Raw genomic sequence first — 21,971 nt, 5'->3', positions numbered from 1 at the left:
GTGGAGCGGGGCGCTGAGTCTTGCGCAGCGTCGCTGCGCGCGACGGTATTCAGGCTTTCTGCGAAAGATGGCTGTCGATTTTGTTCATAATGGCGTCAGCCCGCTTCACGGCATCGCTGATATTGACGCGAACGATGGTTTTACCGGCAAACCGCTCTTCACTCTTGATGCCGATATCTTTGGTCAGAATCACGATATCGGCGCTGGCGACATCGTCTGCCGACAGCTCATTTTCAATACCGATGGAGCCCTGGGTCTCCACCTTGACCTGCCAGCCTTTGGCTGTGGCGGCGCTCTCCAGCGACTCCGCTGCCATGTAGGTGTGTGCGACGCCGGACGGGCAGGCGGTAACGGCGATAATCCTGGTCATAAACTATTCCTTCTGCGGTTTCAGTTAATTTCGAAATCAAGATCCAGTTCGTCATCGGCTTTGGCTTCTGACGCTTTCTTCCTGGTGAGGGCTTTAAGCACGATGACGCAGGCGGCGCTGACCAATGCCCCGACCAGCAGGCCGATGATGAACCCGCCTTTACCCTGAACCACCGGCAGGACAATCAGTCCGCCCCAGCCGGCGTAGCACTGAACGCCGAGCAGGGCGGTCGTCGCGCAGCCGCTGGCGGCGCCAATCATGATCGACGGGATGACGCGCAGCGGGTCGGCGGCCGCGAAGGGGATGGCGCCTTCCGACACGCCAACGCAGCCCATGACCAGCGCGGCTTTGCCCGCTTCTCGCTCCTCTGGCGTGAAGTATTTGCGCCCCACCAGCGTCGCCAGACCCATGCCCAGCGGCGGAATGGCGATCCCGACGGCGGCGATAGCCACCACGCTATAAACCCCCTGGGAGACGCAAATCAGCATGAAGGCGTAGGCCACTTTATTGACCGGCCCCCCCATGTCGAAGGCCAGCATCAGCCCCATGATGATGGCGAGAAGCACGATGCTGCCCTCGCGCATGCCCTGTAGCCAGGTTGTCAGACCGGCGGTGAGCGCGCCGATAGGTTCACCCAGCCCCCACATCATGATCCCGGCCGTAATAAAAGTGCCGATAATGGGGATAACAAAAATGGGCATCACGGAGCGCAGCACTTTGTGGACAGGGATTTTCTTCAGGTAGTAAACCACCAGGCCGCCGATCATCCCGGCGATCAGTGCGCCGAAAAAACCGGCGCCAAAACTGTTGCCGACCCACGCGCCAATGGCGCACGGGGCCAGCGCCGCGCGGTCAGAAATGGAGTAGCCGATATAGGCCGCCAGAAAAGGCACCATCAGGGTCAGTCCGGCGACGCCAATATCAAACAGTTTTTTCAGGTTGGGATCCGTCGCGCCATCGGGCACGGCGCCTTTGCCGTATAGCATGACCGAGACGGCGAGGAGGATCCCGCCGGAGACCACAAAGGGGATCATATGTGAGACGCCGGTCATGAGATGCTGGCGTGTATTTTTTAGTATTTGCACCAGTTCGTTCATTGCTTGCTCCTGAGCGCGCTAACGCTCGTGACAGTATTGTTGCTTCAACAGTAGGAAAATGGCGGGGGAGAAAACAGTAGAGAAAAAGTGCATTTACTGGATATTTGTAAGGTGCGCGTGAAATTGCGATCCACCTCAAATCTTAGGTGTTATGGGGGAATGTTGCGAGCAAACGAGAGAATTGTGAGCCGGAACAGAAAAAAGATCTCTGTGTACAATTTTCCAGTAATTCACTCTTTTCTCGCGTAGTTCCTGCGGCGCGCTTTCTTTACCGTTGAGGCAATGATGTCTTGCTCAGGAGAAAGCCAATGGCCCAGGTTATTAAATTCCGTTGTGATTTGCCAAATGGCGTCCACGCCCGTCCGGCTAGTCTGGTAGAAACGCTATGCAATACCTTTTTGTCTTCTGTTGACTGGTGGAATACGCGCAGCGACCTGCGCGGCAATGCGAAAAGCGCGCTGGCTATTATTGCCACCAACACAATACAGGGCGACGAGTGCCAGTTAATTATCCGCGGTGAGGATGAGCAGCGGGCGCTTGCTGCCCTGTCGGCATTTATTCAGGATGAATTTCCGCACTGCGATACGCCGTTGCCGGCGGCGGAAAGTCCAGAGGTACAGCCGGTTCCGGAATCGCTGTCGCGGCTGAATCCCATCCTGTTGCACGGGCGGCCAGTGTGTGCCGGGAGCGCCGGGGGCACGCTCACCCGGCTGAAATCTTTCGATCTGCGCGACCCGGGCCCGCTGCCCGCTGCCGGGAATGTTGAGCACGAGCAGGCGCTGCTGGATCAAGGTTTGCTGCTGCTGGTTAAAAATATCGAGCTGCGGCTGCTGGATAACGACGGAACCGCCGGCGCCATTCTGGAGGCGCATCGTTCGCTGGCGACGGATGCTTCTCTACGCCAGCATCTGCTTGGCGGGCTGCTGACCGGCCTGAGCTGCGCCCAGGCGATCGTCGCCAGCGGCGAGCACTTCTGCGCTCAGTTCCACGACTCCGGCAACCGCTATTTACAGGAGCGGGTGCTGGACATCCGCGATGTCTGCTTCCAGCTTCTGCAGCATATCTACGGCGAGTCCCGCTTCCCGGCTCCGGGTAAGCTGACCGTCCCGGCGATTTGTCTTGCCGATGAGTTAACGCCCAGCCAGTTTCTTGAGCTGGATAAAACGCTGCTGAAAGGCCTGCTGCTGAGCGGCGGCGGGACCACTTCGCATACCGTGATTCTGGCGCGTTCGTTTAATATTCCGACTCTGGTCGGCGTGGAGATGGCGGCGCTGCAGCCGTGGGTGGGGCAACCGGTATATATCGACGGCAATGCCGGGCTGGTGGCGGTTAACCCGGATGAGGCGGTGACGCGCTACTACCAGCAGGAGGCCTGGGCCGCGGCGCAGTTACGTCGTCAGCAGCAGGCGTGGTTTGATAAAGACGGGGTCACAAAAGATGGCCTGCGTCTGGAGGTGGCGGCCAATATTGCCCACTCCGTTGAAGCCGCCGCGGCGTTTGGCAACGGCGCGCAGGCGGTGGGCCTGTTCCGTACCGAAATGCTGTATATGGACCGGCCCGGCGCGCCGTCTGAAGATGAACTGTATAATATTTTTTGCCAGGCGCTGGAACCGGCGAAGGGCCGCAGCATTATTATTCGCACCATGGATATCGGAGGCGATAAGCCGGTGGCCTATCTCAATATCCCGGCGGAAAACAACCCCTTCCTCGGCTATCGCGCGGTGCGAATTTACGAAGAGTACCAGACGCTGTTCCGCACGCAGCTCAGGGCGATTCTGCGCGCCTCGGCGCACGGCTCGTTGAAAATTATGATTCCGATGATCTCCTCGATGGAGGAGATTCTGTGGGTGAAAGAAAGGCTGGCCGAAGCCAGGCAATCCCTGCGCGATGAACATATTCCGTTCGATGAGAAGATCCCGTTTGGCATCATGCTGGAAGTGCCGTCGGTGATGTTTATCATCGACCAGTGCTGTGAAGAGATCGATTTTTTCAGTATTGGCAGCAATGACCTGACGCAGTACCTGCTGGCGGTGGATCGTGATAACAGCAAGGTCACGCGCCACTACAACAGCCTCAACCCGGCTTTTTTGCGCGCGCTGGACTACGCCGTGCAGGCGGTACATCGCCAGGGGAAATGGATTGGTCTGTGCGGTGAACTGGGGGCGAAAGGCTCGGTGCTGCCGCTGCTGGTGGGACTTGGGCTGGATGAACTGAGCATGAGCGCGCCGGCGATTCCGGCGACGAAAGCGCGTCTGGCCCGGCTGGATAGTCGGGCCTGTCGCCAGCTGCTGAACCAGGCTATGCAGTGTCGCACCTCGCTGGAGGTGGAACATTTATTAGCTCAGTTCCGCATGGCCCAGCAGGACGCGCCGCTGATTACCACGCAGTGCATTACCTTAAACAGCGACTGGCGCAGTAAAGAAGAGGTGCTGAAAGGCATGACCGACAATCTGCTGCTGGCGGGGCGTTGCCGCTACCCGCGTAAGCTGGAGGCCGATCTCTGGGCGCGCGAAGCGGTATTTTCCACCGGGCTGGGCTTCAGCTTTGCCATTCCGCACAGCAAGTCGGAACATATTGAGCAGTCCACCATCAGCGTGGCTCGCCTGGCCCGGCCGGTGGCGTGGGGAGAGGACGAAGCGCAATTTGTGATTATGCTGACGCTGAACAAACATGCCGCCGGGGATCAGCATATGCGCATCTTCTCTCGTCTGGCGCGGCGCATTATGCACGAGGCGTTTCGTCACGCGCTGGTCACCGCCGACAGCAGCGAGGCCATCGCCGGGTTATTGCAGCGCGAGCTGGAGCTGTAGTTTCTCCGGCGGAACGGTGCCGCCGGAGAGGCAGGTTAGCGCAAAATCGCCTGGCAGATGGCTTCGCTGACCTGCCGGGTCGAGGCATCCCCCTTCATATCCGGCGTTTTCGGCCCGCTGGCGATAACCTGCTCAATAGCCTGTAAAATACCGTCATGGGCTGCCTGATAACGCGCATCGCCGGCGCCGAGGAAATCCAGCATCATGGCGCCCGCCCAGATAGTCGCTATCGGGTTGGCGATGTTCTGACCGTAAATATCCGGCGCTGAGCCGTGGACCGGCTCGAACAGAGACGGGAAGGTACGCTCCGGATTCAGGTTCGCCGACGGGGCGATGCCAATGGTACCGGTACAGGCCGGGCCAAGATCGGAGAGGATATCGCCGAACAGATTTGAGCCGACGACCACGTCGAAGCGTTCCGGCTGGAGGACGAAGCGGGCGCACAGAATATCGATATGCTGTTTGTCCCAGCGGATCTCAGGATACTCCCGGGCCATGGCTTCTACGCGCTCATCCCAGTAAGGCATGCTGATGGCCAGCCCGTTGGATTTGGTGGCGGAGGTCAGGGTTTTACGCGGGCGGCTTTGCGCCAGTTCAAACGCGTAGCGCAGGATCCGGTCTACGCCGCGGCGGGTGAAGACCGACTCCTGAATCACCATCTCATACTCGGTCCCGGGGTTCACGCGTCCGCCGAGCGAGGAGTATTCCCCTTCGGTATTCTCCCGCACCACGTAGAAATCAATATCGCCGGCTTTTTTACCCGCCAGCGGGCAGGGAACGCCGGGGAACAGGCGCACCGGACGCAGGTTGACGTACTGATCGAACTCGCGGCGAAACTTGAGCAGCGAGCCCCACAGTGAGACGTGATCCGCTACGGTGTCGGGCCAGCCGACGGCGCCAAAATAGAGAGCATCAAAGGTTTTGAGCTGCTCATGCCAGTCGTCGGGCATCATTTTACCGTGGCGGACATAATAGTCGCAGCTGGCCCATTCAATCTGTTCAAAGCTTAATGACAAATCCCAGCGTTCAGCCGCGGCTTGTAAGACGCGAATACCTTCAGGCAGCACTTCTTTACCTATCCCGTCTCCTGGGATGGCGGCAATACGACAGCTTTTCTTCATACCGGTTCTCACTTATCAGCGATGAAAATTGACTTCCTTTCTATCCTATAATTGACTGGTTCATAATTAATCACGCTAACTGGTGAAACATAAAACACAGTTCATGAATAATCTGCCGCTGCTAAATGATTTACGCGTGTTTATGCTGGTAGCCCGCCGCGCCGGTTTTGCCTCTGCCGCCGAAGAGCTCGGCGTTTCGCCCGCCTTTGTCAGCAAGCGCATTTCTTTGCTTGAGCAGACGCTGAATGTGCTGCTGCTGCACCGCACTACCCGTCGGGTCACGATAACCGAAGAGGGCGAGCGCATCTACGAATGGGCGCAGCGCATTTTGCAGGACGTCGACCAAATGATGGATGAGCTGTCCGATGTGCGTCAGGTGCCGCAGGGTACGCTGCGGATTATCAGCAGCTTTGGTTTTGGCCGCCGGGTGGTGGCGCCGGCGCTGTCGGCGCTGTCGCGTCAGTATCCGCAGCTGGAGCTGCGGTTTGATGTTGAAGACCGGCTGGTCGACCTGGTGAATGAAGGCGTCGATCTCGATATTCGCGTGGGTGATGATATTGCCCCCAATCTGATTGCCCGCAAACTGGCGACCAACCAGCGGATTCTCTGCGCTTCACCGGCGTTTCTGGCCCGCTATCCGCAGCCCAGGCAGCTCAGCGATCTGGCGACCTTGCCCTGTCTGGTGATTAAAGAGCGCGATCGACCGTTTGGCGTCTGGCAGCTCCACGGTAAAGAGGGGGAGCAGGCGATTAAGGTGACCGGCCCGCTCGCCTCTAACCACGGGGAGATCGTGCATCAGTGGTGTCTTGACGGGCAGGGGATCTCGCTACGCTCGTGGTGGGATGTCAGTGACAATATCGCCAGCGGTCACCTGGTGCATCTGCTGCCGGAATACTCTCAGCCGGCTAACATCTGGGCGGTGTATGTGTCGCGGCTGGCGACTTCGGCGAAAATTCGGGCCACGGTGGAGTTTTTACGCCACTACTTTCAGCAGCACTATCCGCAGCAATGCGTTGTGAGCCGCGAAACCTGATGCGCAAGATGAGAACACCACCGGCGTTGGCTGTCGGTGGTGCGGACGGCGTTAACGCCGCCGGGCGTTGGCTCAAACAGCGGCGCGCCGGGCGCCGGATCGACGCACCCGGCGGCAGTTGTTCCAGGCGGCGTAGCGGCTCACACGCCGAGGCGGTCGCGCAAGCTGTAGTACGCCGCGCCCATTGCGGTAAACGGAATGCGTAAGCTGCGCCCGCCCGGGAACGGGTAGTGGGGCAGGTTCGCAAAGGCGTCGAAGCGCTCGGCATCCCCGCGCAGCAGCTCGGAGATCAGCCGCCCGGCGAGATGGGTACAGGTGACGCCGTGGCCGCTGTAGCCCTGCATATAGTAGATGTTGTTGTCCAGGCGTCCGAACTGCGGCATCCTCGAAAGCGTCAGCAGGAAGTTGCCGGTCCAGCGATAATCGATTTTCACCCCTTTCAGCTGCGGGAAAGTCTTCAGCAGTTTCGGCATGATCAGCCGTTCAACGTCGTCCGGATCGCGGGCGCCGTAGACGACGCCGCCGCCGTACAACAGGCGGTTATCGCCGGTCAGACGGTAGTAGTCCAGCAGGTAGTTGCAGTCTTCCACGCAGTAATTTTTCGGGATCAGCGAACGGGCGACGTCGTCGGACAGCGGCTCGGTGGTGACGACCTGGGTACCGCACGGCATACTGCGTTTGGCCAGCTCCGGCTCCACTTTGTCGCCAAGGTAGGCGTTTCCGGCGACGATCACGTAGCGTGCGGTCACCTGGCCTTTGGCGGTGCTCACCACCGCCGGGCTGGTGTGCTGGATGCGGATGACCGGCGATTGTTCATAAATCCGACCGCCGTTCAGACGAATGGCATTCGCTTCGCCGATGGCCAGATTCAGGGGATGAATATGACCACCGCTATGATCGAGCAGGGCGCCGGTATAACGATCGCTGTTGACCTCACGGCGGATGGCATTGGCATCCAGCAGCTCCAGCTGGTTGTTACCGTAGCGCTGCCAGTTGGCTTTCTGCTCTTCCAGAGTTTCCAGCTGTTTGTGGTTCATCGCCACAAACAGGCCGCCGGGGCGATAGTCGCACTGAATCTGATAGCGCTGGATACGTTCGCGGATGATCTCGCCACCTTCAAACATCATGCTGCCGAGCATTCTTGCCGCGTCCGGTCCGTAGGTTTTTTCAATGACGTCAATATCGCGGCTATAGGAGTTAACCAACTGGCCGCCGTTGCGTCCGCTGGCGCCAAAGCCAATTCGGGCGCTTTCCAGCAGCACCACGTCGTAGCCCATTTCGGCAAGATGTAGGGCGGAAGAGAGGCCGGTGTAGCCGCCGCCGACGACGCAGACGTCGCAGCTGATGGATTCGCTCAGCGTCGGAAACGGTGCGTATTTGTTGGCGCTGGCGGCGTAATAACTGGTGGTATGTTCGGTCATGATTAAGACTCCAGAGTCATCCAGATCGTTTTCAGTTCGGTGAATTTTTCCAGCGCGTGCAGAGATTTATCGCGTCCGTTGCCGCTTTGTTTATAGCCGCCAAACGGGACGGTCATATCACCATCGTTATAGTTGTTCACAAAAACGGAGCCCGCTTTCAGGCGGCGGCTCATGCGGTGGGCGCGGGAAAGATCGCGGGTCCAGACCGCTGCGCCCAGGCCGTAATGGCTGTCGTTGGCAAGCCGCAGTGCCTCTGCTTCTGAGGTGAAGCGGGTGACCACCAGTACCGGGCCGAAAATCTCTTCCCGACTCAGGGGAGAGGCCGGATCGACATCAACGAAAATGGTCGGGCCGACGGCGGCCGGCCACGGATTTTTCCGGCCATCGAGCAGTAAGGTGCTGTGACTTTCTCCCACGCGGATAAAACTGTGGACGCTGTCGGCATGGGTGTTATCAATCAACATGCCCATGGTGGTGTTGGGGTCGAGCGGGTTGCCCGGCTGCCAGAGGCGAGCCTGCTCCTGCAGACGGCTGAGGAACTCATCGGCAATGCTCTCTTCAACCAGCAGGCGGGTACCCGCGATGCACACCTGGCCCTGGTTGTAAAAGATGCCGCCGGCGGTGGCGTTGACCGCTTTTTGCAGATCCGGGCAGTCGGCAAAGACGATATTGGCGCTTTTCCCCCCCGCTTCCAGCCAGACGCGCTTCATGTTGCTGTCGCCGGCATCTTTTAACAGCTGTTTGCCGGTGCGGGTAGAGCCGGTAAAGGTGATGACCTCAACGTCCGGGTGCAGCGACAGGGCCTGGCCCGCCTCGTGGCCAAACCCGCTGATCACGTTCAGCACGCCGTCCGGCAGCCCGGCTTCTTTCGCCAGGCCAGCAAGGCGCAGGGCGGTGAGCGGTGATTTTTCAGACGGTTTAAGCACGATGCTATTGCCGGTGGCCAGCGCCGGGCCGAGTTTCCAGCAGGCCAGCAGCAGCGGGAAATTCCACGGGACCACGGCGGCAATCACGCCTACCGGCTCACGGACGATCATCGCCAGTTCATTGACGCCGGTAGGGGCGACTTCGCCATACACTTTGTCGATGGCTTCCGCATACCAGCGGATCGCCCGCGCCGCGCCGGGGATATCGTCGCGCAGGCTGTGGCGGATCGGCTTTCCGGTATCGAGCGTCTCCAGCAGCGCCAGCTCTTCACGGTGGCTTTCCATCAGGTCCGCCAGCTTATTGAGCACCGCTTTACGCTGCGCGGGTGAGGTCTGCGACCAGTCGCCGCGTTCAAAAACGCGGCGCGCGGCCTGAACAGCGAGGTCGACGTCGGCCTTTTTACCGCGGGCGACATGCGCCAGAGTTTGCTGGGCGGCAGGGTCGATGGTTTCAAACGTGGTATTATCGACAGCAGAGCAGTATTCGCCATTAATAAATAACCGCGTTTCAATCTCCATGCTTTTCGCTTTATCCTGCCACCAGGCCAGATGTTTGAAATCCATATAAGACTCCTTAATCACATAATCGAATAGTGGGCATTTCAGACAGCACAGGGCGCAGGGCGTCCCCGGAGTCAGATACCGTCTTTCGCGCGTTTTATTTGCGCGTATTATTGAGGCCAGCAGGAAATAAGATTCCGCACTACGCTGCGTATTATTTGCGTGTTCTTCGCTCCGCCGGAAACAGGGCATCCGACGGAGCAGGCCAGAAGAAAGCCTGAAACCTGCTCAGGCTAAAAAATCAGAATGTGGTGGGAGTATGGGCACTGATAATTCGGCAAATGCCGGCCGAAGTATTGCTGAAACTGTGCGGTATGCCGGTATTTATGGCATAGCTTTGCCCAGCCACCAGATGATACGACTGACCATTTATGACCAGTACGACTTCACCTTCCAGTATGGTGCCAATTTCCTCACCTTGATGTTTGATCCTCTCCCCGGTTGTGGTTCCAGGCTGGTAAGTTTCAAAAATCATCGCCAGCGTACGGTTCGGATTTCCGTTATGCACCAGCTTCATCGAAACCCCCTGACTGCCGATTTCGATAAGGTCATCCTGATTAATAACCACCTGCGGTTCATCAGGTTTTTCTGGTTCAGAAAAGAATTCCGAGAGCGACAGCCCATAAACTTTCAGCAGCTTTTGCAGCGTACTGATGGCAGGACTGACTTTGTCCTGTTCTATGGTACTGATGGCACTATGTGTTAACCCAGACAGTTCGGCGGCACGACGTTGTGAGAGACCCAGCTGTTGGCGGATCTCTGACAGACGTTTTCCTGGCGCCAGTCCGTCATCGCTCATATTTGCATTTCCTTAACTGTAATGGTCAGAGTCGCGGCTTTTCAGCCATGCGCTTCTGACAGGCGGTGATAAAACCTTCAAACAACAAACGCGACAGGGCGTATTCACTACTGTTCCATTCCGGATGCCACTGTACCCCCAGCGCGAAGGGGTGGTCATTAACGCTGACCGCTTCTGCCAGCCCATCGGAAGAACGGGCTTCGACGCGCAGACGCGAGCTTAATGTCTTTGCTCCCTGCCCATGTAGCGAGTTTACCCAAAACGTGTTGCAGCCCGGTATTAACTGAGAAAGTAATCCTCCTTGCTGAACCTGTACTTCGTGAGACGGCGCATATTGCTGCTCAACCGGCAGTTCCGGATCTTCGCGATGTTCGAGGAGCTCCGGCTGCTCGAAAAGACGACGATACAGAGTCCCACCGGTGGCGACAACCAGTTCCTGTAACCCACGGCAGATGGCGAAAATGGGGATGCGCCTTTCGAGCGCGGCGTTAATCAGTGCCATGCTCAGAAGATCACGCCCGGGATCGGCGTCAGGCTCATCGCCGTTTTCACCATAAAGGTGCGGCTGCACATTGCTGGGGCTGCCCGGCAGGTAAATTCCGTCCAGTTGAGGTAACAACGCGGCAAGCAGTTCCGGTTCAGCCAGCGCATGCGGCAGGGCAATCGGTAATCCACCGGCGTTAATTATTGCATTCAGGTATTTTTCTTGCAGGGTCTGGGTCTGGTGACCCTTCAGCCTGTTCCTGCACATCACGACACCAATAACTGGCTTGTACATTATATTTTCCATGATCGCCCTCACAAAGTGGACTAAATTATGACCATTTAGCGCTTGAAATGGCCATATCGTTCAATATTTTCTCAATCTAGCAGTGAGAATTGCCGTTTGCAAACTTAATTTAACATTTGACAAACATTTTGTTTGCATACACATTCGAAGAGTGGACATTATATTTAACGGCAAGAAAGCCCGGCTCCGAAACCAACACAACGGCGGTGAATGATGGAAACCAATATTGTAGAAGTTGAGAATTTTGTTCAGCAGTCAGAAGAGAGACGGGGCAGCGCATTCACCTGGGAAGTGAAGCGCTACCTTGAGCAGTATCCGAATACGCAGTATGTCGATGTGCTGCTGACCGATCTGAACGGCTGTTTCCGCGGGAAGCGCATCCCGGTCTCCAGCCTGAGCAAACTGGAAAAAGGGTGCTACTTCCCGGCCTCCGTTTTTGCCATGGATATTCTGGGAAATGTGGTAGAAGAGGCCGGTCTCGGCCAGGAGATGGGGGAACCGGACTGCACCTGCGTACCGGTACCGGGTACCTTAACGCCTTCTGCTGCCGACCCGGCATTTATCGCGCAGCTGCAGCTGACCATGGTTGATGAAGATGGCGCTCCCTTTGACGTTGAGCCGCGGAACGTTCTCAATCGACTCTGGCAGCAGCTGCGCCAGCGTGGGTTGTTCCCCGTGGTAGCGGTAGAGCTGGAGTTCTATTTACTCGATCGTAAACGCGATGCTGAAGGCTATCTCCAGCCGCCTTGCGCGCCGGGTACCGGCGATCGCAACACCCAAAGCCAGGTCTATTCCGTGGATAACCTCAACCACTTCGCCGACGTGCTCAACGATATTGATGAGCTGGCCCAGCTGCAGCTGATTCCGGCCGATGGCGCGGTGGCGGAAGCGTCGCCGGGTCAGTTCGAAATCAACCTTCATCATACCGATAACGTGCTGGATGCCTGCGATGATGCGCTGGCGTTAAAACGCCTCGTGCGTTTGATGGCCGAGAAGCATAAGATGCATGCCACTTTTATGGCCAAGCCTTATGAAGAGCATGCCGGTAGCGGGATGCATATCCATATCAGCATGCAAAACAACAAGGGTGAAAACGTCCTCGCGGATGCCAATGGCGAAGATTCTGCGCTGTTGAAACGCGCGCTCGCCGGGATGATTGACCTGATGCCGGCGTCGATGGCGCTGCTGGCGCCAAACGTCAACTCATACCGCCGCTTCCAGCCGGGTATGTATGTGCCGACGCAGGCCTCCTGGGGGCATAACAACCGGACGGTGGCGCTGCGGATCCCCTGCGGCGACCGCCAGAATCACCGCGTGGAGTATCGCGTGGCGGGGGCCGACGCCAACCCGTATCTGGTGATGGCGGCAATTTTTGCCGGCATTTTGCACGGTCTGGACAATACGCTGCCGTTGCAGGAAGAGGTGGAAGGCAACGGCCTGGAGCAGGAAGGGCTGCCGTTCCCGATCCGTCAAAGCGATGCGCTGTGGGAGTTTATGCAAAACGATAGCCTGCGCGAGCGCCTGGGTGAACGTTTCTGCCACGTTTACCACGCCTGTAAACATGACGAATTACTGCAATTTGAGCGTCTTATCACAGAAACAGAAATTGAGTGGATGTTGAAAAACGCCTGATTGTCGCCCCGCAAGGGGCCTGTAGATTTGATCGACAAGTAGCATCATACGGCCTGAGCGGAGCCTGGTCGGACGTTTTTGCTGGGAGTCCAGCCATTTCCCGGATGTCGCGTAAAGGAGCGCAGGCGATAACGGGGCTTCAGTTAACGACACAGTGTGTGACGAGGTAAGAGATGACGCCGATGTTCAAATATCCGCAGGGAGAAGGGGGCCATGAAGGCCGCAATAACACAGAATTAACCGCCGTAAGTCGATACGTTTTAACCGATTATTTATGCCTTACCCCCTTGCTAAGCAGGTTTGTTACCCGGTCATTGCGCCTACAAACCCACGTTTACATGGGGGGGTATGACTATGGCTGCTAACGCTTCTCTCGACATCTCATCCGAGGCGGGAAAACCTCGTCTGCGCAAGTCGCTCAAGCTCTGGCAGGTGGTGGTTATGGGGCTGGCCTATCTCACGCCGATGTCGGTATTTGATACGTTTGGTATTGTGTCGGGTATCAGCAATGGCCACGTGCCGGCCTCCTATATTCTGGCGTTGGCTGGGGTGCTGTTCACCGCTATTAGCTATGGCAAGCTGGTCCGTCAGTTCCCCGAAGCGGGGTCGGCGTATACCTATGCGCAGAAGTCGATCAGTCCGCACGTGGGCTTTATGGTGGGCTGGTCGTCGCTGCTGGATTATCTTTTCTTACCGATGATCAACGTGCTGCTGGCGAAGATTTATCTGTCGGCGCTGTTCCCGGAGGTGCCGCCGTGGATCTGGGTGGTCGGTTTTGTCGCGATTCTGACCGCGGCGAATCTTAAAAGCGTCAATCTGGTGGCCAACTTCAATACGCTGTTTGTGCTGGTGCAGATTGCGATCATGGTGGTCTTTATCTTCCTGGTGGTGCAGGGATTGCATAAGGGAGAAGGGGTCGGGACCGTCTGGTCGCTGCAACCGTTCATCAGCCAGAATGCCCATCTGATTCCGATTATCACCGGGGCGACGATTGTCTGTTTCTCGTTTCTCGGTTTTGATGCGGTCACCACGCTATCGGAAGAGACGCCGGATGCCGCGCGCACCATTCCGAAAGCCATTTTCCTGACGGCGGTCTATGGCGGGATTATCTTTATCGTCGCCTCCTTCTTTATGCAGCTCTTTTTCCCCGATATCAGCCGCTTTAAGGATCCGGATGCGGCGCTGCCGGAAATTGCGCTGTACGTTGGCGGAAAACTGTTCCAGTCGATTTTCCTCTGCACCACCTTCGTCAACACGCTGGCCTCGGGTCTGGCCTCACACGCCAGCGTCTCCCGCCTGCTGTACGTCATGGGGCGCGATAACGTCTTTCCGGAGCGTATTTTTGGCTATGTGCATCCGAAATGGCGGACTCCGGCCCTCAACGTGCTGATGGTGGGCGTGGTGGCGATGTCGGCGCTGTTCTTTGATCTGGTGACCGCGACGGCGCTGATTAACTTTGGCGCGCTGGTGGCGTTTACCTTCGTCAACCTGTCGGTGTTCAACCACTTCTGGCGGCGTAAAGGCTATAACAAAACGTGGAAGGATCGTGTGCACTACCTGATTCTACCGCTGATTGGCGCGGCGACGGTGGCGGTGCTGTGGGTTAACCTGGAGGCAACATCATTGACCCTCGGTCTGGTGTGGGCGGCGGTAGGGCTGCTGTATCTGACCTGGTTGACCCGTCGCTTCCGTCAGCCTCCGCCGCAGTTCGATGGCCGCAAAGCGGAGCAGGCCTGGGAGTCGTAACCGTTCAGACTGAACAGGAAGTAAAGAATAAAAGCAGGCATAACGCCTGCTTTTATTCTTCTATGATGCGTCGTGGCGCAACGTGGTATATCGAGAGGGGCTATTTTTTCTTCTTATGGGTCGGGAGCTGGCTGGCGCGGCGTTCTTTGACGTATGACACCAGACTGTAAATCGCCACTCCCAGCAAAATGACCGCGACAACAATGAGAATAATACCGGACATAAGCGATCCTGGGCTTGAGTTGAAAACCATGAACTCTATTAAGTTACGTGTAAGATAGCATCAGGATGTGTCCGAAATATGACTCGTTTTTCGGTTAAAATCGAAAAAAATCAGGATGATAAAATCATGCTGACCGGTCTGAAGCGCCGTTTCGTCGGTCGGGTAACACTCCGTTAAGTGATTTTACAGACGTACAGCCCGCGGGCTGATACCCTGCATTTGAGTAAGAATTATCTGAGAGTAATGCATGCGTAATCAACATATCGTCGGCCTGGTTGGGCTGACTCTTATCCTGACTTCATTTGCCGGCGCAGCGGAGTCAGATCGCCAGCAAACCCGCGAACGCATCATGGATCAGGTGCTAAAACCCTGTGAAGGCAAAAAAGCGGGGGACAAAGTAGTGATGGTCGATCGCCGCGGCGGCGAACATCAGGCGATCTGCACGCTGGCGGCGGTACCGCTACCGGAGTAACCCACGCCGCCGCCGGGTCAGAGATTTCCCGTGCCGCCATCCACCCGCAGTTCGCTGCCGAGGACGTAGCTGGACTCATCCGATGCCAGATACAGAGCGGCGTTGGCCAGTTCCTGCGGCGTGCCCATCCGTCCCAGCGGCACCAGGTTTTTGATCTCCTCCTGCAGGTCGCTCAAGGCCTGGGCGCTGAGGCCCAGCTTATCCAGCGCCGGGGTGCGCACCGGTCCCGGACTCAGGCCATTCACCCGGATCCCGCGCGGCAGCAGCTCCGCCGACAGGGTGCGCGCCAGCGACAGCAGCCCGGCTTTACTGGCGGCATAGGCGCTGCTGGTGGGCAGGCCGATGTGGGCGCTGACCGATCCGCAAAGAATGACCGACGCCGGGTTGGCGAGCAGCGGCAGCAGCGCCTGCAGCAAGAAGAACGGCCCTTTCAGGTTGATATTCATCAATCGATCCCACTCCGCTTCGCGCCAGTCGCCGAAGGGGGCGTGGGTGACATCACCGGCGTTGACGAATACCACATCCAGCTGCGGCCAGCGGTCGGCGAGGGTTGCGGCCAGCTGGCGCTGCCCGGCGGCGTCGCCGGAATCGGCGGCGATGACCCAGCCATTGTCACCCAATAGCGCCTGCGCCTGCTCAAGGGCGAGCGGATTACGCCCGGTCACCGCCACCTGCGCCCCTTCGGCGATAAACGTCTGCGCCGTCGCGAGACCAATCCCGCTGGTGCCGCCGGTGATCAGCGCATATTTTCCTGCTAAACGTCCCATTATCTTCTCCTGACTGTGCTCTGGAAAAGGGACTATAAAAGCTTTAGTATCCAAAGGATACCAGGTACCAATTGGATACTAATGAGGCGAAAGGTGTGCTATGGCGAAGAGAGCGGCGCGCGTCGGGGAAAATAATTTTGTGCAGCATGCGTGCCCGATGACCGATTTTGTGAATCTGATTGCCGGGAAGTGGGCGATCCCGATTCTCTACCGGCTGATTGTCCTAAATGCGCCGGTGCGCTTCGGCGAGCTGCTGCGCGCGGCGGCGCCGATTACGCAAAAAGAGCTGACCCGCCAGCTGCGGCTGTTCGAGCAGCGCGGGCTGGTGTCGCGCTGCGTCTATCCCGAAATACCCCCCCGCGTTGAATATCAGATAACTGCCCTGGGGCTGTCGATGCGCAGTGCGCTTCAGCCGCTGGCGGAGTGGATGAGTCAGCACGGCCACCTGCTCAAACGTTAAGCCCGGCGATAGCGCGGCGCCGGTTGGCCGGTGCGTGCACTGCCGAACAGCGCGAGTCTCGCCTGGTCGAAATGGGTCCACAGCGCCAGATCGTGAACCGGCGGCAGGGTGATATTCTCGCCCTGATCGAGGCCGCTCAGCGCCGCGTCCACCAGATCTTCCGTCGTCATCACCGATCCTGCCGGCAGGGCGTCAAGAGCGACGCCGGAGGTGGGCCACAGATCCGTCGCGGTTGCCGCCGGAAGCACCGCCTGAATACGCACACCGCTGTCGGCAAACTCTTCCTGAAGCGCGCGGGTAAAGCTCAGCACCCACGCTTTGCTGGCGCTGTAGACGGCGCTGCCCGGTAGCGCATGCAGCGCAAGGATTGAGGCGATATTGATCAGCGTCCCCTGACCTCGGGGGCTGAAGGCAGCCAACGCAGCATAGCTCAGGCGCAGCAGAGCGGTGGTATTCAGGGTATGAATCATCTGATGCTCGCGCACATCCGCGCTCAGCAATCCTCCCATTTTCGCCGTGCCGGCGTTATTAATCACCAGCGCAATCGTCGGATCCGACTGCAGGCGCGCTTCAACGGCGCGGATACCGCTTTCTTCGCTCAGGTCTGCCTTTAGCACGTCGGCCCGAATGCCATACTGGCGTTGCAGCTCCTCGGCGAGGGCCTGCAAACGTTCTTCACGGCGTGCGACCAGAATCAGGTGATAGCCGCGCGCGGCGAGACGTTCGGCATACAGGGCGCCGATGCCGGAAGATGCGCCGGTAATTAACGCGGTTTGGGAAGGGGTCGTCATGGCGTTACCTCAAGTAATATAGTTGCATTATTAAACCAAATTCAGCCTGAGTTAAATAGTTTAATAATGCAACCAATATGTAAGGATTATTTTATTATGAGAAATGATTAAAACAGAATAATAATTAAAATCAGTCTGTTACAGGTAGCCTGGTGGTGATGTCATCGGGTCGGAGCGTCCGGCCATCGGCGGCCTGCAGCACCAGTTTGCGCAGCGGCTGGCGCGTGAGATTATCAATCAATACGGTGGCGGGTTCGTCGGGCGTCAACAGATACTCGTCGGCCCATTGCGCCAGCGCAACCAGCACAGTTTGCAGCCCACGCCCCTTTTCGGTAAGCACGTACTCCTGCCATGCGCTACCGTCTGAAGCGGGCTGCATCGTGAGAATACCTTCATCCACCAGCATTTTTAGCCGCCCGGCGAGCATGTTCTTAGCAATGCCAAGGTGCTTTTGAAATTCGCTGAAGCGCCGGGTCCCCCCCAGGGCATCGCGGACAATGAGTAGCGACCACCAGTCGCCAATGACGTCAAGTGAGCGGGCAATAGGGCAACTGCTGTTTTCCAGACGGGTACGTTTCACGAGAGCTCCTGTGGCTTCAGTTGTTTTATTATAAAACTATTTCCCCGGGCTGAGAAAAGTTTCTCCCGTTGCGTCAGTTTGCGAGCCGTCGTGCGGAAAAATGTCATCAATTTGTCACAATGTAAGCGATGATAATCACTGACTGAGGATTAAGGGATGCAAAAGAGTCTACTCGCCAGCGTCGTGGCCGGCGCCGTATTGTTATCGACGGCTGCCCAGGCTGAGGAACAGACGGCACCGCAGGGCTATCAGCTACAGCAGGTGTTGATCATGAGTCGCCACAACCTGCGCGCGCCGCTGGCCAACAACGGCAGCGTGCTGGAGCAGTCAACGCCGAAATCATGGCCGGAGTGGGATGTGCCCGGCGGCCAGCTGACCACGAAGGGCGGAGTGCTTGAGGTCTATATGGGGCACTATATGCGTGAATGGCTGGCGCAGCAGGGGCTGGTCACCCGCGGTGAGTGTCCGCCGGAGAATACCGTTTACGCTTACGCCAACAGTCTGCAACGTACCGTGGCGACCGCGCAGTTCTTTATAACCGGCGCCTTCCCCGGCTGTGGAGTCACGGTTCATCACCAGCCGCAAATGGGCACCATGGACCCGACGTTTAACCCGGTGATTACCGACGATTCTGCCGCCTTTAGCGAAAAAGCCGTACAGGCGATGGAAAAAGAGCGGCAGACAATGCAGCTGGCCGACAGCTACAAGCTACTCGAAGTGATGACGGACTATCAAAATTCACCCTCCTGTAAAGAGAAGCAGCAGTGCTCGCTGAGCGACGGCAAAGATACCTTCAGCGCAAAATATCAGCAGGAACCGGGTGTTTCCGGGCCGTTAAAGGTGGGTAATTCGCTGGTTGATGCCTTCACGCTGCAGTATTACGAAGGGTATCCGCTGGATCAGGTGGCGTGGGGTGAGATAAAAACCGACAAACAGTGGCAGGTGTTATCGAAGCTGAAAAACGGCTATCAGGATAGCCTGTTCACCTCGGCGGAAGTGGCGCGCAACGTGGCTAAACCGCTGGTGAAATATATCGATAAAGCGCTGGTCAGCGATCCCGCTCAGGCGGCGAAAGTGACGCTGCTGGTGGGGCACGATTCCAATATTGCCTCACTGCTGACGGCATTAGACTTCAGACCTTATCAGCTGCATGACCAGTATGAACGCACCCCGATCGGCGGGAAGATCGTTTTCCAGCGCTGGCATGATAGCGGCGCTAACCGCGAGCTGATGAAAATCGAGTATGTGTATCAAAGCACGGCGCAGCTGCGCAATACCGAAACCTTAACCCTGCAATCCCCGCCGCAGCGCGTGACCCTGGCGCTGAACGGCTGCCCGGTGGATGCCAACGGCTTCTGTCCGATGGAGACCTTTAAGCAGGTGATGAACGACGCGGCGAAATAGAAAAAACGGACCGGCCATGGCTGGTCGGTCCGGGTTTTGTTTTGTTGGCCCGATCGTGCGCCGGGCGCTTCGGGTTATACGTTTTTGCGCTCGATGGTTTGCTCACCCCAGAAAAGGGCGTCTTTATCCGTTTTCGCGAAGGCCAAAGAGAGCACTTCATCGCTGCCTTCTTCCCAGATTTTTTCTGCTAACTTCTCATCGTATTTGGCTAATTCAAAAATCGCTTCGGCGATCTCTAAAGAGGTATTTCGTAAACTTGCCCATTCACCCACGTGGTGGGCTTTCGCTTCTTGAGTTGGCATGCAAATCCTCCTGCTGAAGGTTAGCCGTGTAGTTTAACTGCCAGTCCTGCGACATGTTCACCCTGATAGCGGGCGATCGCCAGCTCTTCCTGACTTGGCTGACGGGAACCATCGCCGCCGGCGATAGTGGTTGCGCCATACGGTGTGCCGCCGCGCACCGCCGACACATCAAAAAGCTCCTGGGCACCGTAGCCGATAGGGACAATCACCATCCCATGGTGGGCAAGCGTTGTCCAGGTAGAGGTAATGGTCTGCTCTTGTCCGCCGCCGGTACCGGTAGAGCTAAAGACGCTGGCCAGTTTGCCGTACAGTGCGCCCGATGCCCACAGGCCGCCGGTCTGATCGAGGAAGGTGCGCATTTGCCCGGACATATTGCCGAAGCGGGTGGGGGTACCAAAGATGATAGCATCATACTCTGCCAGTTCCTGCGGCGTGGCGACGGGTGCATTTTGCGTTTTCCCGCCTGCTTTGGCGAACGCCTCAGCTTGCATAGTTTCCGGCACGCGCTTCACGACCACCTCAACGCCGTCTACTTTGTTCGCCCCTTCGGCGACGGCATGAGCCATGGTTTCGATGTGTCCATACATTGAATAATAAAGCACCAGAATTTTAGCCATTTGCATCACTCCTCGGTTGCGTTTGAGACCAGCCAAACGACTGGCTACCTTTAAAGATAAGGCCTCTGGCTAAGAGTGCAAATCTAACAATCATTTATTTGATTTATAACAAAATTGCAAAGAACGCGTTTGTCGCAAAAAGAAACATCTTTATCCGCCCGCTTTTCATCAGCCATAAGAGACGCTTAGCGCGGCGCGGACGGCGGTAAATCCGTTGCGGGCGTCAAATTATTACAGAATGTTACTATTTACCTGGTGAATGAGTTTCATTCACTACGCTTAACAGCACGCAATACGAAAAATGGCCATGCCATCTGCCGCTGAGTCGCGGCCTCGTATTGTACGCAATGCAAGATGATGTCTAACCAAGTGGAGGTCAGTGATGGCAAACCATCGTGGCGGTTCCGGCAATTTTGCTGAGGATCGTGAAAGAGCATCAGAAGCAGGTCGTAAGGGTGGCCAGCATAGCGGGGGGAACTTCAAAAACGATCCCCAGCGCGCCTCGGAAGCAGGCAAAAAAGGGGGGAAAAACAGTCACGGCAATCGTCATAGCTGATCGGCGCGGCTGACTGTGTTCGATGTGGCTATCCTCTCCTCGGCGCCAGCCACATTCTCCTCGCCGCCGGCATTCGCCGGCGGTTTTTATTGCCCATCGCGAGAGCCTGCTGGCAGCGCATAGAGGGTGGGGCGACACCCTCTTCGCCGCCCGTAAGCGCTGCGATTTAAACGGGGGTGACGCCGGGCTGTTCTGCTTCACGTGCGCGGCGGTTAAGCAGCGCGTGAAGTAAAATGGCGCCGAAGGTGGCCGTTCCGATCCCGCCAAGGGTAAACCCGCCCAGCGACAGGGCAAAATCACCGGCACCGAGCACCAGCGTGACCGCCACCATGATCAGATTGCTGTTCTGACTCAGATCAACCCGATTCTGCACCCAGATACGGGCGCCGGCGACCGCAATCAAGCCAAACACCACGATCGACGCGCCGCCGATAACCGGCCCGGGAATGGTGTGGATTAACGCGCCAAACTTCGGTGAAAAGCCGAGTAAAATGGCAATCAGCGCGGCGGCTACGAACACCAGGGTGGAATAGACTTTGGTCACCGCCATCACGCCGATATTTTCGGCATAGGTGGTCACGCCGCTGCCGCCAACCGCGCCGGAGAGCATCGTCGCCAGCCCGTCACCGACGAACGCCCGTCCCATATAAGGATCCATATTGCGTCCGGTCATTCCGGCGACCGCTTTCAGATGCCCCAGGTTTTCCGCCACCAGAATCACCGCCACCGGGGCTATCAGCATCATTGCCTGGCCGTCAAAGGTCGGGGCGGTAAAGTGCGGCAGCCCGAACCACGCCGCCTGGTGGAGTAAGGTAAAGTCGAGCGGTTTACCCAGCCCGAAGATATTCGCCAGCAGCGCGTACAGCCCGCAGGCGACGATCAGGCCAACGAGAATCAGCAGCCGCTGGATCATCCCGCGGGTAAAAACCGCCACCAGTCCGATACAGAGTACGGTCAGCACCGCCATCCAGCCATCGAAGGCGGAGGCGGAGACGCTGTGCACGGCGATAGGGGCGAGATTGAGCCCAATGGCCATTACCACCGCGCCGGTCACTACCGGCGGCATCAGTCGTTCAATCCAGCGGGTACCGATTTTCATCACCACGACGCCAATCAGGGTGTAGACCAGGCCGCAGGCGATAATCCCCCCGAGGGCAACGCTAAGGTGCGGATTGAGTCCCTGCCCATTAAAGCCGGTGACGGCGATAACCACGCCGATGAAGGCGGCGCTGGAGCCCAGATAGCTTGGCACCCGGCCGCCGGTCACGAGGAAAAACAGTAGCGTGCCGATACCGGACAATAAAATCGCCAGGTTAGGATCCAGCCCCATCAGGATGGGCATCAGCACCGTGGCGCCAAACATGGCGACCGCGTGCTGGACGCCCATGACCATCGTTTGTCCGACGGAGAGGCGTTCATCGGGGGCCACCACGCCGGACGCGGCGGAAGGGGAGGTCAACTGCCAGCGAGGAAAATCGAAAAGTGCCATGATG

22 protein-coding genes are annotated in these 21,971 nt (G+C 57.6%); 8 read left to right on the top strand and 14 right to left on the bottom strand.

Annotation, left to right across the window (positions count from 1 at the left end; genetic code table 11):
- Nucleotides 1-49: 49 nt before the first annotated feature.
- Together ROR01S_RS19890 and ROR01S_RS19885 are read right to left on the bottom strand one after the other, a co-directional pair.
- Nucleotides 50-370 (bottom strand): PTS fructose-like transporter subunit IIB, encoded by a 321-nt coding sequence (locus tag ROR01S_RS19890; RefSeq protein WP_004860362.1) that lies wholly within the window; start codon nucleotides 368-370, stop codon nucleotides 50-52.
- 20 nt (nucleotides 371-390) lie between these two features.
- The gene (locus ROR01S_RS19885) at nucleotides 391-1,467 is read right to left on the bottom strand and encodes a PTS fructose transporter subunit EIIC (protein WP_004860366.1); all 1,077 of its coding nucleotides are present in this window, start codon (nucleotides 1,465-1,467) and stop codon (nucleotides 391-393) included.
- 308 nt (nucleotides 1,468-1,775) lie between these two features.
- Between ROR01S_RS19885 and ptsP the strand changes: the two genes are divergently transcribed.
- The gene (gene ptsP, locus ROR01S_RS19880; protein WP_064359822.1) at nucleotides 1,776-4,277 is read left to right on the top strand and encodes a phosphoenolpyruvate--protein phosphotransferase; all 2,502 of its coding nucleotides are present in this window, start codon (nucleotides 1,776-1,778) and stop codon (nucleotides 4,275-4,277) included.
- Between the two features lie 35 nt (nucleotides 4,278-4,312).
- Here ptsP and ROR01S_RS19875 read toward each other — a convergent pair whose 3' ends face one another.
- Nucleotides 4,313-5,398 carry a tartrate dehydrogenase gene (locus ROR01S_RS19875; RefSeq protein ID WP_004860370.1) on the bottom strand — a complete coding sequence of 362 codons (1,086 nt, stop codon included), beginning with the start codon at nucleotides 5,396-5,398 and terminating at the stop codon, nucleotides 4,313-4,315.
- Between the two features lie 82 nt (nucleotides 5,399-5,480).
- Between ROR01S_RS19875 and ROR01S_RS19870 the strand changes: the two genes are divergently transcribed.
- Nucleotides 5,481-6,431, top strand: coding sequence for a LysR substrate-binding domain-containing protein (locus ROR01S_RS19870; RefSeq protein ID WP_160873471.1), 951 nt, complete (start codon nucleotides 5,481-5,483; stop codon nucleotides 6,429-6,431).
- A gap of 140 nt (nucleotides 6,432-6,571) precedes the next feature.
- Here ROR01S_RS19870 and ROR01S_RS19865 read toward each other — a convergent pair whose 3' ends face one another.
- From ROR01S_RS19865 to puuD, 4 genes are all read right to left on the bottom strand, one after another.
- Nucleotides 6,572-7,852, bottom strand: a complete 1,281-nt coding sequence (locus ROR01S_RS19865) for an NAD(P)/FAD-dependent oxidoreductase (protein WP_004860375.1) — start codon at nucleotides 7,850-7,852, stop codon at nucleotides 6,572-6,574.
- Nucleotides 7,853-7,854: 2 nt separating this feature from the next.
- Nucleotides 7,855-9,342 (bottom strand): aldehyde dehydrogenase PuuC, encoded by a 1,488-nt coding sequence (gene puuC / locus ROR01S_RS19860; protein WP_015584678.1) that lies wholly within the window; start codon nucleotides 9,340-9,342, stop codon nucleotides 7,855-7,857.
- Nucleotides 9,343-9,580: 238 nt separating this feature from the next.
- Nucleotides 9,581-10,138: an HTH-type transcriptional regulator PuuR gene (gene puuR / locus ROR01S_RS19855; protein WP_004860381.1), complete on the bottom strand. Its 558-nt coding sequence runs from the start codon at nucleotides 10,136-10,138 to the stop codon at nucleotides 9,581-9,583.
- 25 nt (nucleotides 10,139-10,163) lie between these two features.
- On the bottom strand, nucleotides 10,164-10,916 hold the full coding sequence (gene puuD, locus ROR01S_RS19850) for a gamma-glutamyl-gamma-aminobutyrate hydrolase (RefSeq protein WP_195874263.1): 753 nt from the start codon (nucleotides 10,914-10,916) through the stop codon (nucleotides 10,164-10,166).
- Between the two features lie 225 nt (nucleotides 10,917-11,141).
- Here puuD and ROR01S_RS19845 point away from each other — a divergent pair, with 225 nt between their 5' ends.
- Entirely contained in the window at nucleotides 11,142-12,560 is a 1,419-nt protein-coding gene (locus tag ROR01S_RS19845) for a glutamine synthetase family protein (RefSeq protein WP_004860385.1), read from the top strand.
- 354 nt (nucleotides 12,561-12,914) lie between these two features.
- Entirely contained in the window at nucleotides 12,915-14,306 is a 1,392-nt protein-coding gene (locus ROR01S_RS19840; protein WP_004860389.1) for an APC family permease, read from the top strand.
- A 100-nt stretch (nucleotides 14,307-14,406) separates the two neighbouring features.
- Here ROR01S_RS19840 and ROR01S_RS27160 read toward each other — a convergent pair whose 3' ends face one another.
- Complete coding sequence (locus ROR01S_RS27160; RefSeq protein ID WP_004860391.1) at nucleotides 14,407-14,529, bottom strand: small membrane protein; 123 nt, start codon at nucleotides 14,527-14,529, stop codon at nucleotides 14,407-14,409.
- A gap of 247 nt (nucleotides 14,530-14,776) precedes the next feature.
- Here ROR01S_RS27160 and ROR01S_RS19835 point away from each other — a divergent pair, with 247 nt between their 5' ends.
- The gene (locus ROR01S_RS19835) at nucleotides 14,777-15,001 is read left to right on the top strand and encodes a hypothetical protein (RefSeq protein WP_004860396.1); all 225 of its coding nucleotides are present in this window, start codon (nucleotides 14,777-14,779) and stop codon (nucleotides 14,999-15,001) included.
- Between the two features lie 17 nt (nucleotides 15,002-15,018).
- Here ROR01S_RS19835 and ROR01S_RS19830 read toward each other — a convergent pair whose 3' ends face one another.
- Nucleotides 15,019-15,768, bottom strand: coding sequence for an SDR family oxidoreductase (locus ROR01S_RS19830; protein WP_004860398.1), 750 nt, complete (start codon nucleotides 15,766-15,768; stop codon nucleotides 15,019-15,021).
- Between the two features lie 100 nt (nucleotides 15,769-15,868).
- Here ROR01S_RS19830 and ROR01S_RS19825 point away from each other — a divergent pair, with 100 nt between their 5' ends.
- The gene (locus ROR01S_RS19825) at nucleotides 15,869-16,228 is read left to right on the top strand and encodes a winged helix-turn-helix transcriptional regulator (RefSeq protein ID WP_004860400.1); all 360 of its coding nucleotides are present in this window, start codon (nucleotides 15,869-15,871) and stop codon (nucleotides 16,226-16,228) included.
- Here the strand turns inward: ROR01S_RS19825 and ROR01S_RS19820 are convergent.
- Nucleotides 16,225-17,019 carry an SDR family NAD(P)-dependent oxidoreductase gene (locus ROR01S_RS19820; RefSeq protein ID WP_048023077.1) on the bottom strand — a complete coding sequence of 265 codons (795 nt, stop codon included), beginning with the start codon at nucleotides 17,017-17,019 and terminating at the stop codon, nucleotides 16,225-16,227. The two genes, ROR01S_RS19825 and ROR01S_RS19820, sit on opposite strands and share 4 nt — an antisense overlap.
- Nucleotides 17,020-17,149: 130 nt before the next feature.
- Nucleotides 17,150-17,599 carry a winged helix-turn-helix transcriptional regulator gene (locus ROR01S_RS19815; protein ID WP_004860404.1) on the bottom strand — a complete coding sequence of 150 codons (450 nt, stop codon included), beginning with the start codon at nucleotides 17,597-17,599 and terminating at the stop codon, nucleotides 17,150-17,152.
- A 156-nt stretch (nucleotides 17,600-17,755) separates the two neighbouring features.
- Here ROR01S_RS19815 and agp point away from each other — a divergent pair, with 156 nt between their 5' ends.
- The gene (gene agp / locus ROR01S_RS19810) at nucleotides 17,756-19,003 is read left to right on the top strand and encodes a bifunctional glucose-1-phosphatase/inositol phosphatase (protein ID WP_015584674.1); all 1,248 of its coding nucleotides are present in this window, start codon (nucleotides 17,756-17,758) and stop codon (nucleotides 19,001-19,003) included.
- Nucleotides 19,004-19,077: 74 nt separating this feature from the next.
- Here agp and ROR01S_RS19805 read toward each other — a convergent pair whose 3' ends face one another.
- Both ROR01S_RS19805 and wrbA read right to left on the bottom strand, forming a co-directional pair.
- The gene (locus ROR01S_RS19805; protein WP_004860407.1) at nucleotides 19,078-19,305 is read right to left on the bottom strand and encodes a YccJ family protein; all 228 of its coding nucleotides are present in this window, start codon (nucleotides 19,303-19,305) and stop codon (nucleotides 19,078-19,080) included.
- Nucleotides 19,306-19,325: 20 nt separating this feature from the next.
- The gene (gene wrbA, locus ROR01S_RS19800) at nucleotides 19,326-19,922 is read right to left on the bottom strand and encodes an NAD(P)H:quinone oxidoreductase (RefSeq protein WP_004860410.1); all 597 of its coding nucleotides are present in this window, start codon (nucleotides 19,920-19,922) and stop codon (nucleotides 19,326-19,328) included.
- A gap of 382 nt (nucleotides 19,923-20,304) precedes the next feature.
- Between wrbA and ROR01S_RS19795 the strand changes: the two genes are divergently transcribed.
- Complete coding sequence (locus ROR01S_RS19795) at nucleotides 20,305-20,478, top strand: con-10 family general stress protein (protein WP_004860412.1); 174 nt, start codon at nucleotides 20,305-20,307, stop codon at nucleotides 20,476-20,478.
- 166 nt (nucleotides 20,479-20,644) lie between these two features.
- Here ROR01S_RS19795 and rutG read toward each other — a convergent pair whose 3' ends face one another.
- Nucleotides 20,645-21,967: a pyrimidine utilization transport protein G gene (gene rutG / locus ROR01S_RS19790; protein ID WP_004860414.1), complete on the bottom strand. Its 1,323-nt coding sequence runs from the start codon at nucleotides 21,965-21,967 to the stop codon at nucleotides 20,645-20,647.
- Nucleotides 21,968-21,971 lie beyond the last annotated feature (4 nt).

Source organism: Klebsiella ornithinolytica NBRC 105727 = ATCC 31898, assembly GCF_001598295.1.
Lineage (GTDB): Bacteria > Pseudomonadota > Gammaproteobacteria > Enterobacterales > Enterobacteriaceae > Klebsiella > Klebsiella ornithinolytica.
This window is presented reverse-complemented; position numbering and strand designations above follow the sequence as displayed.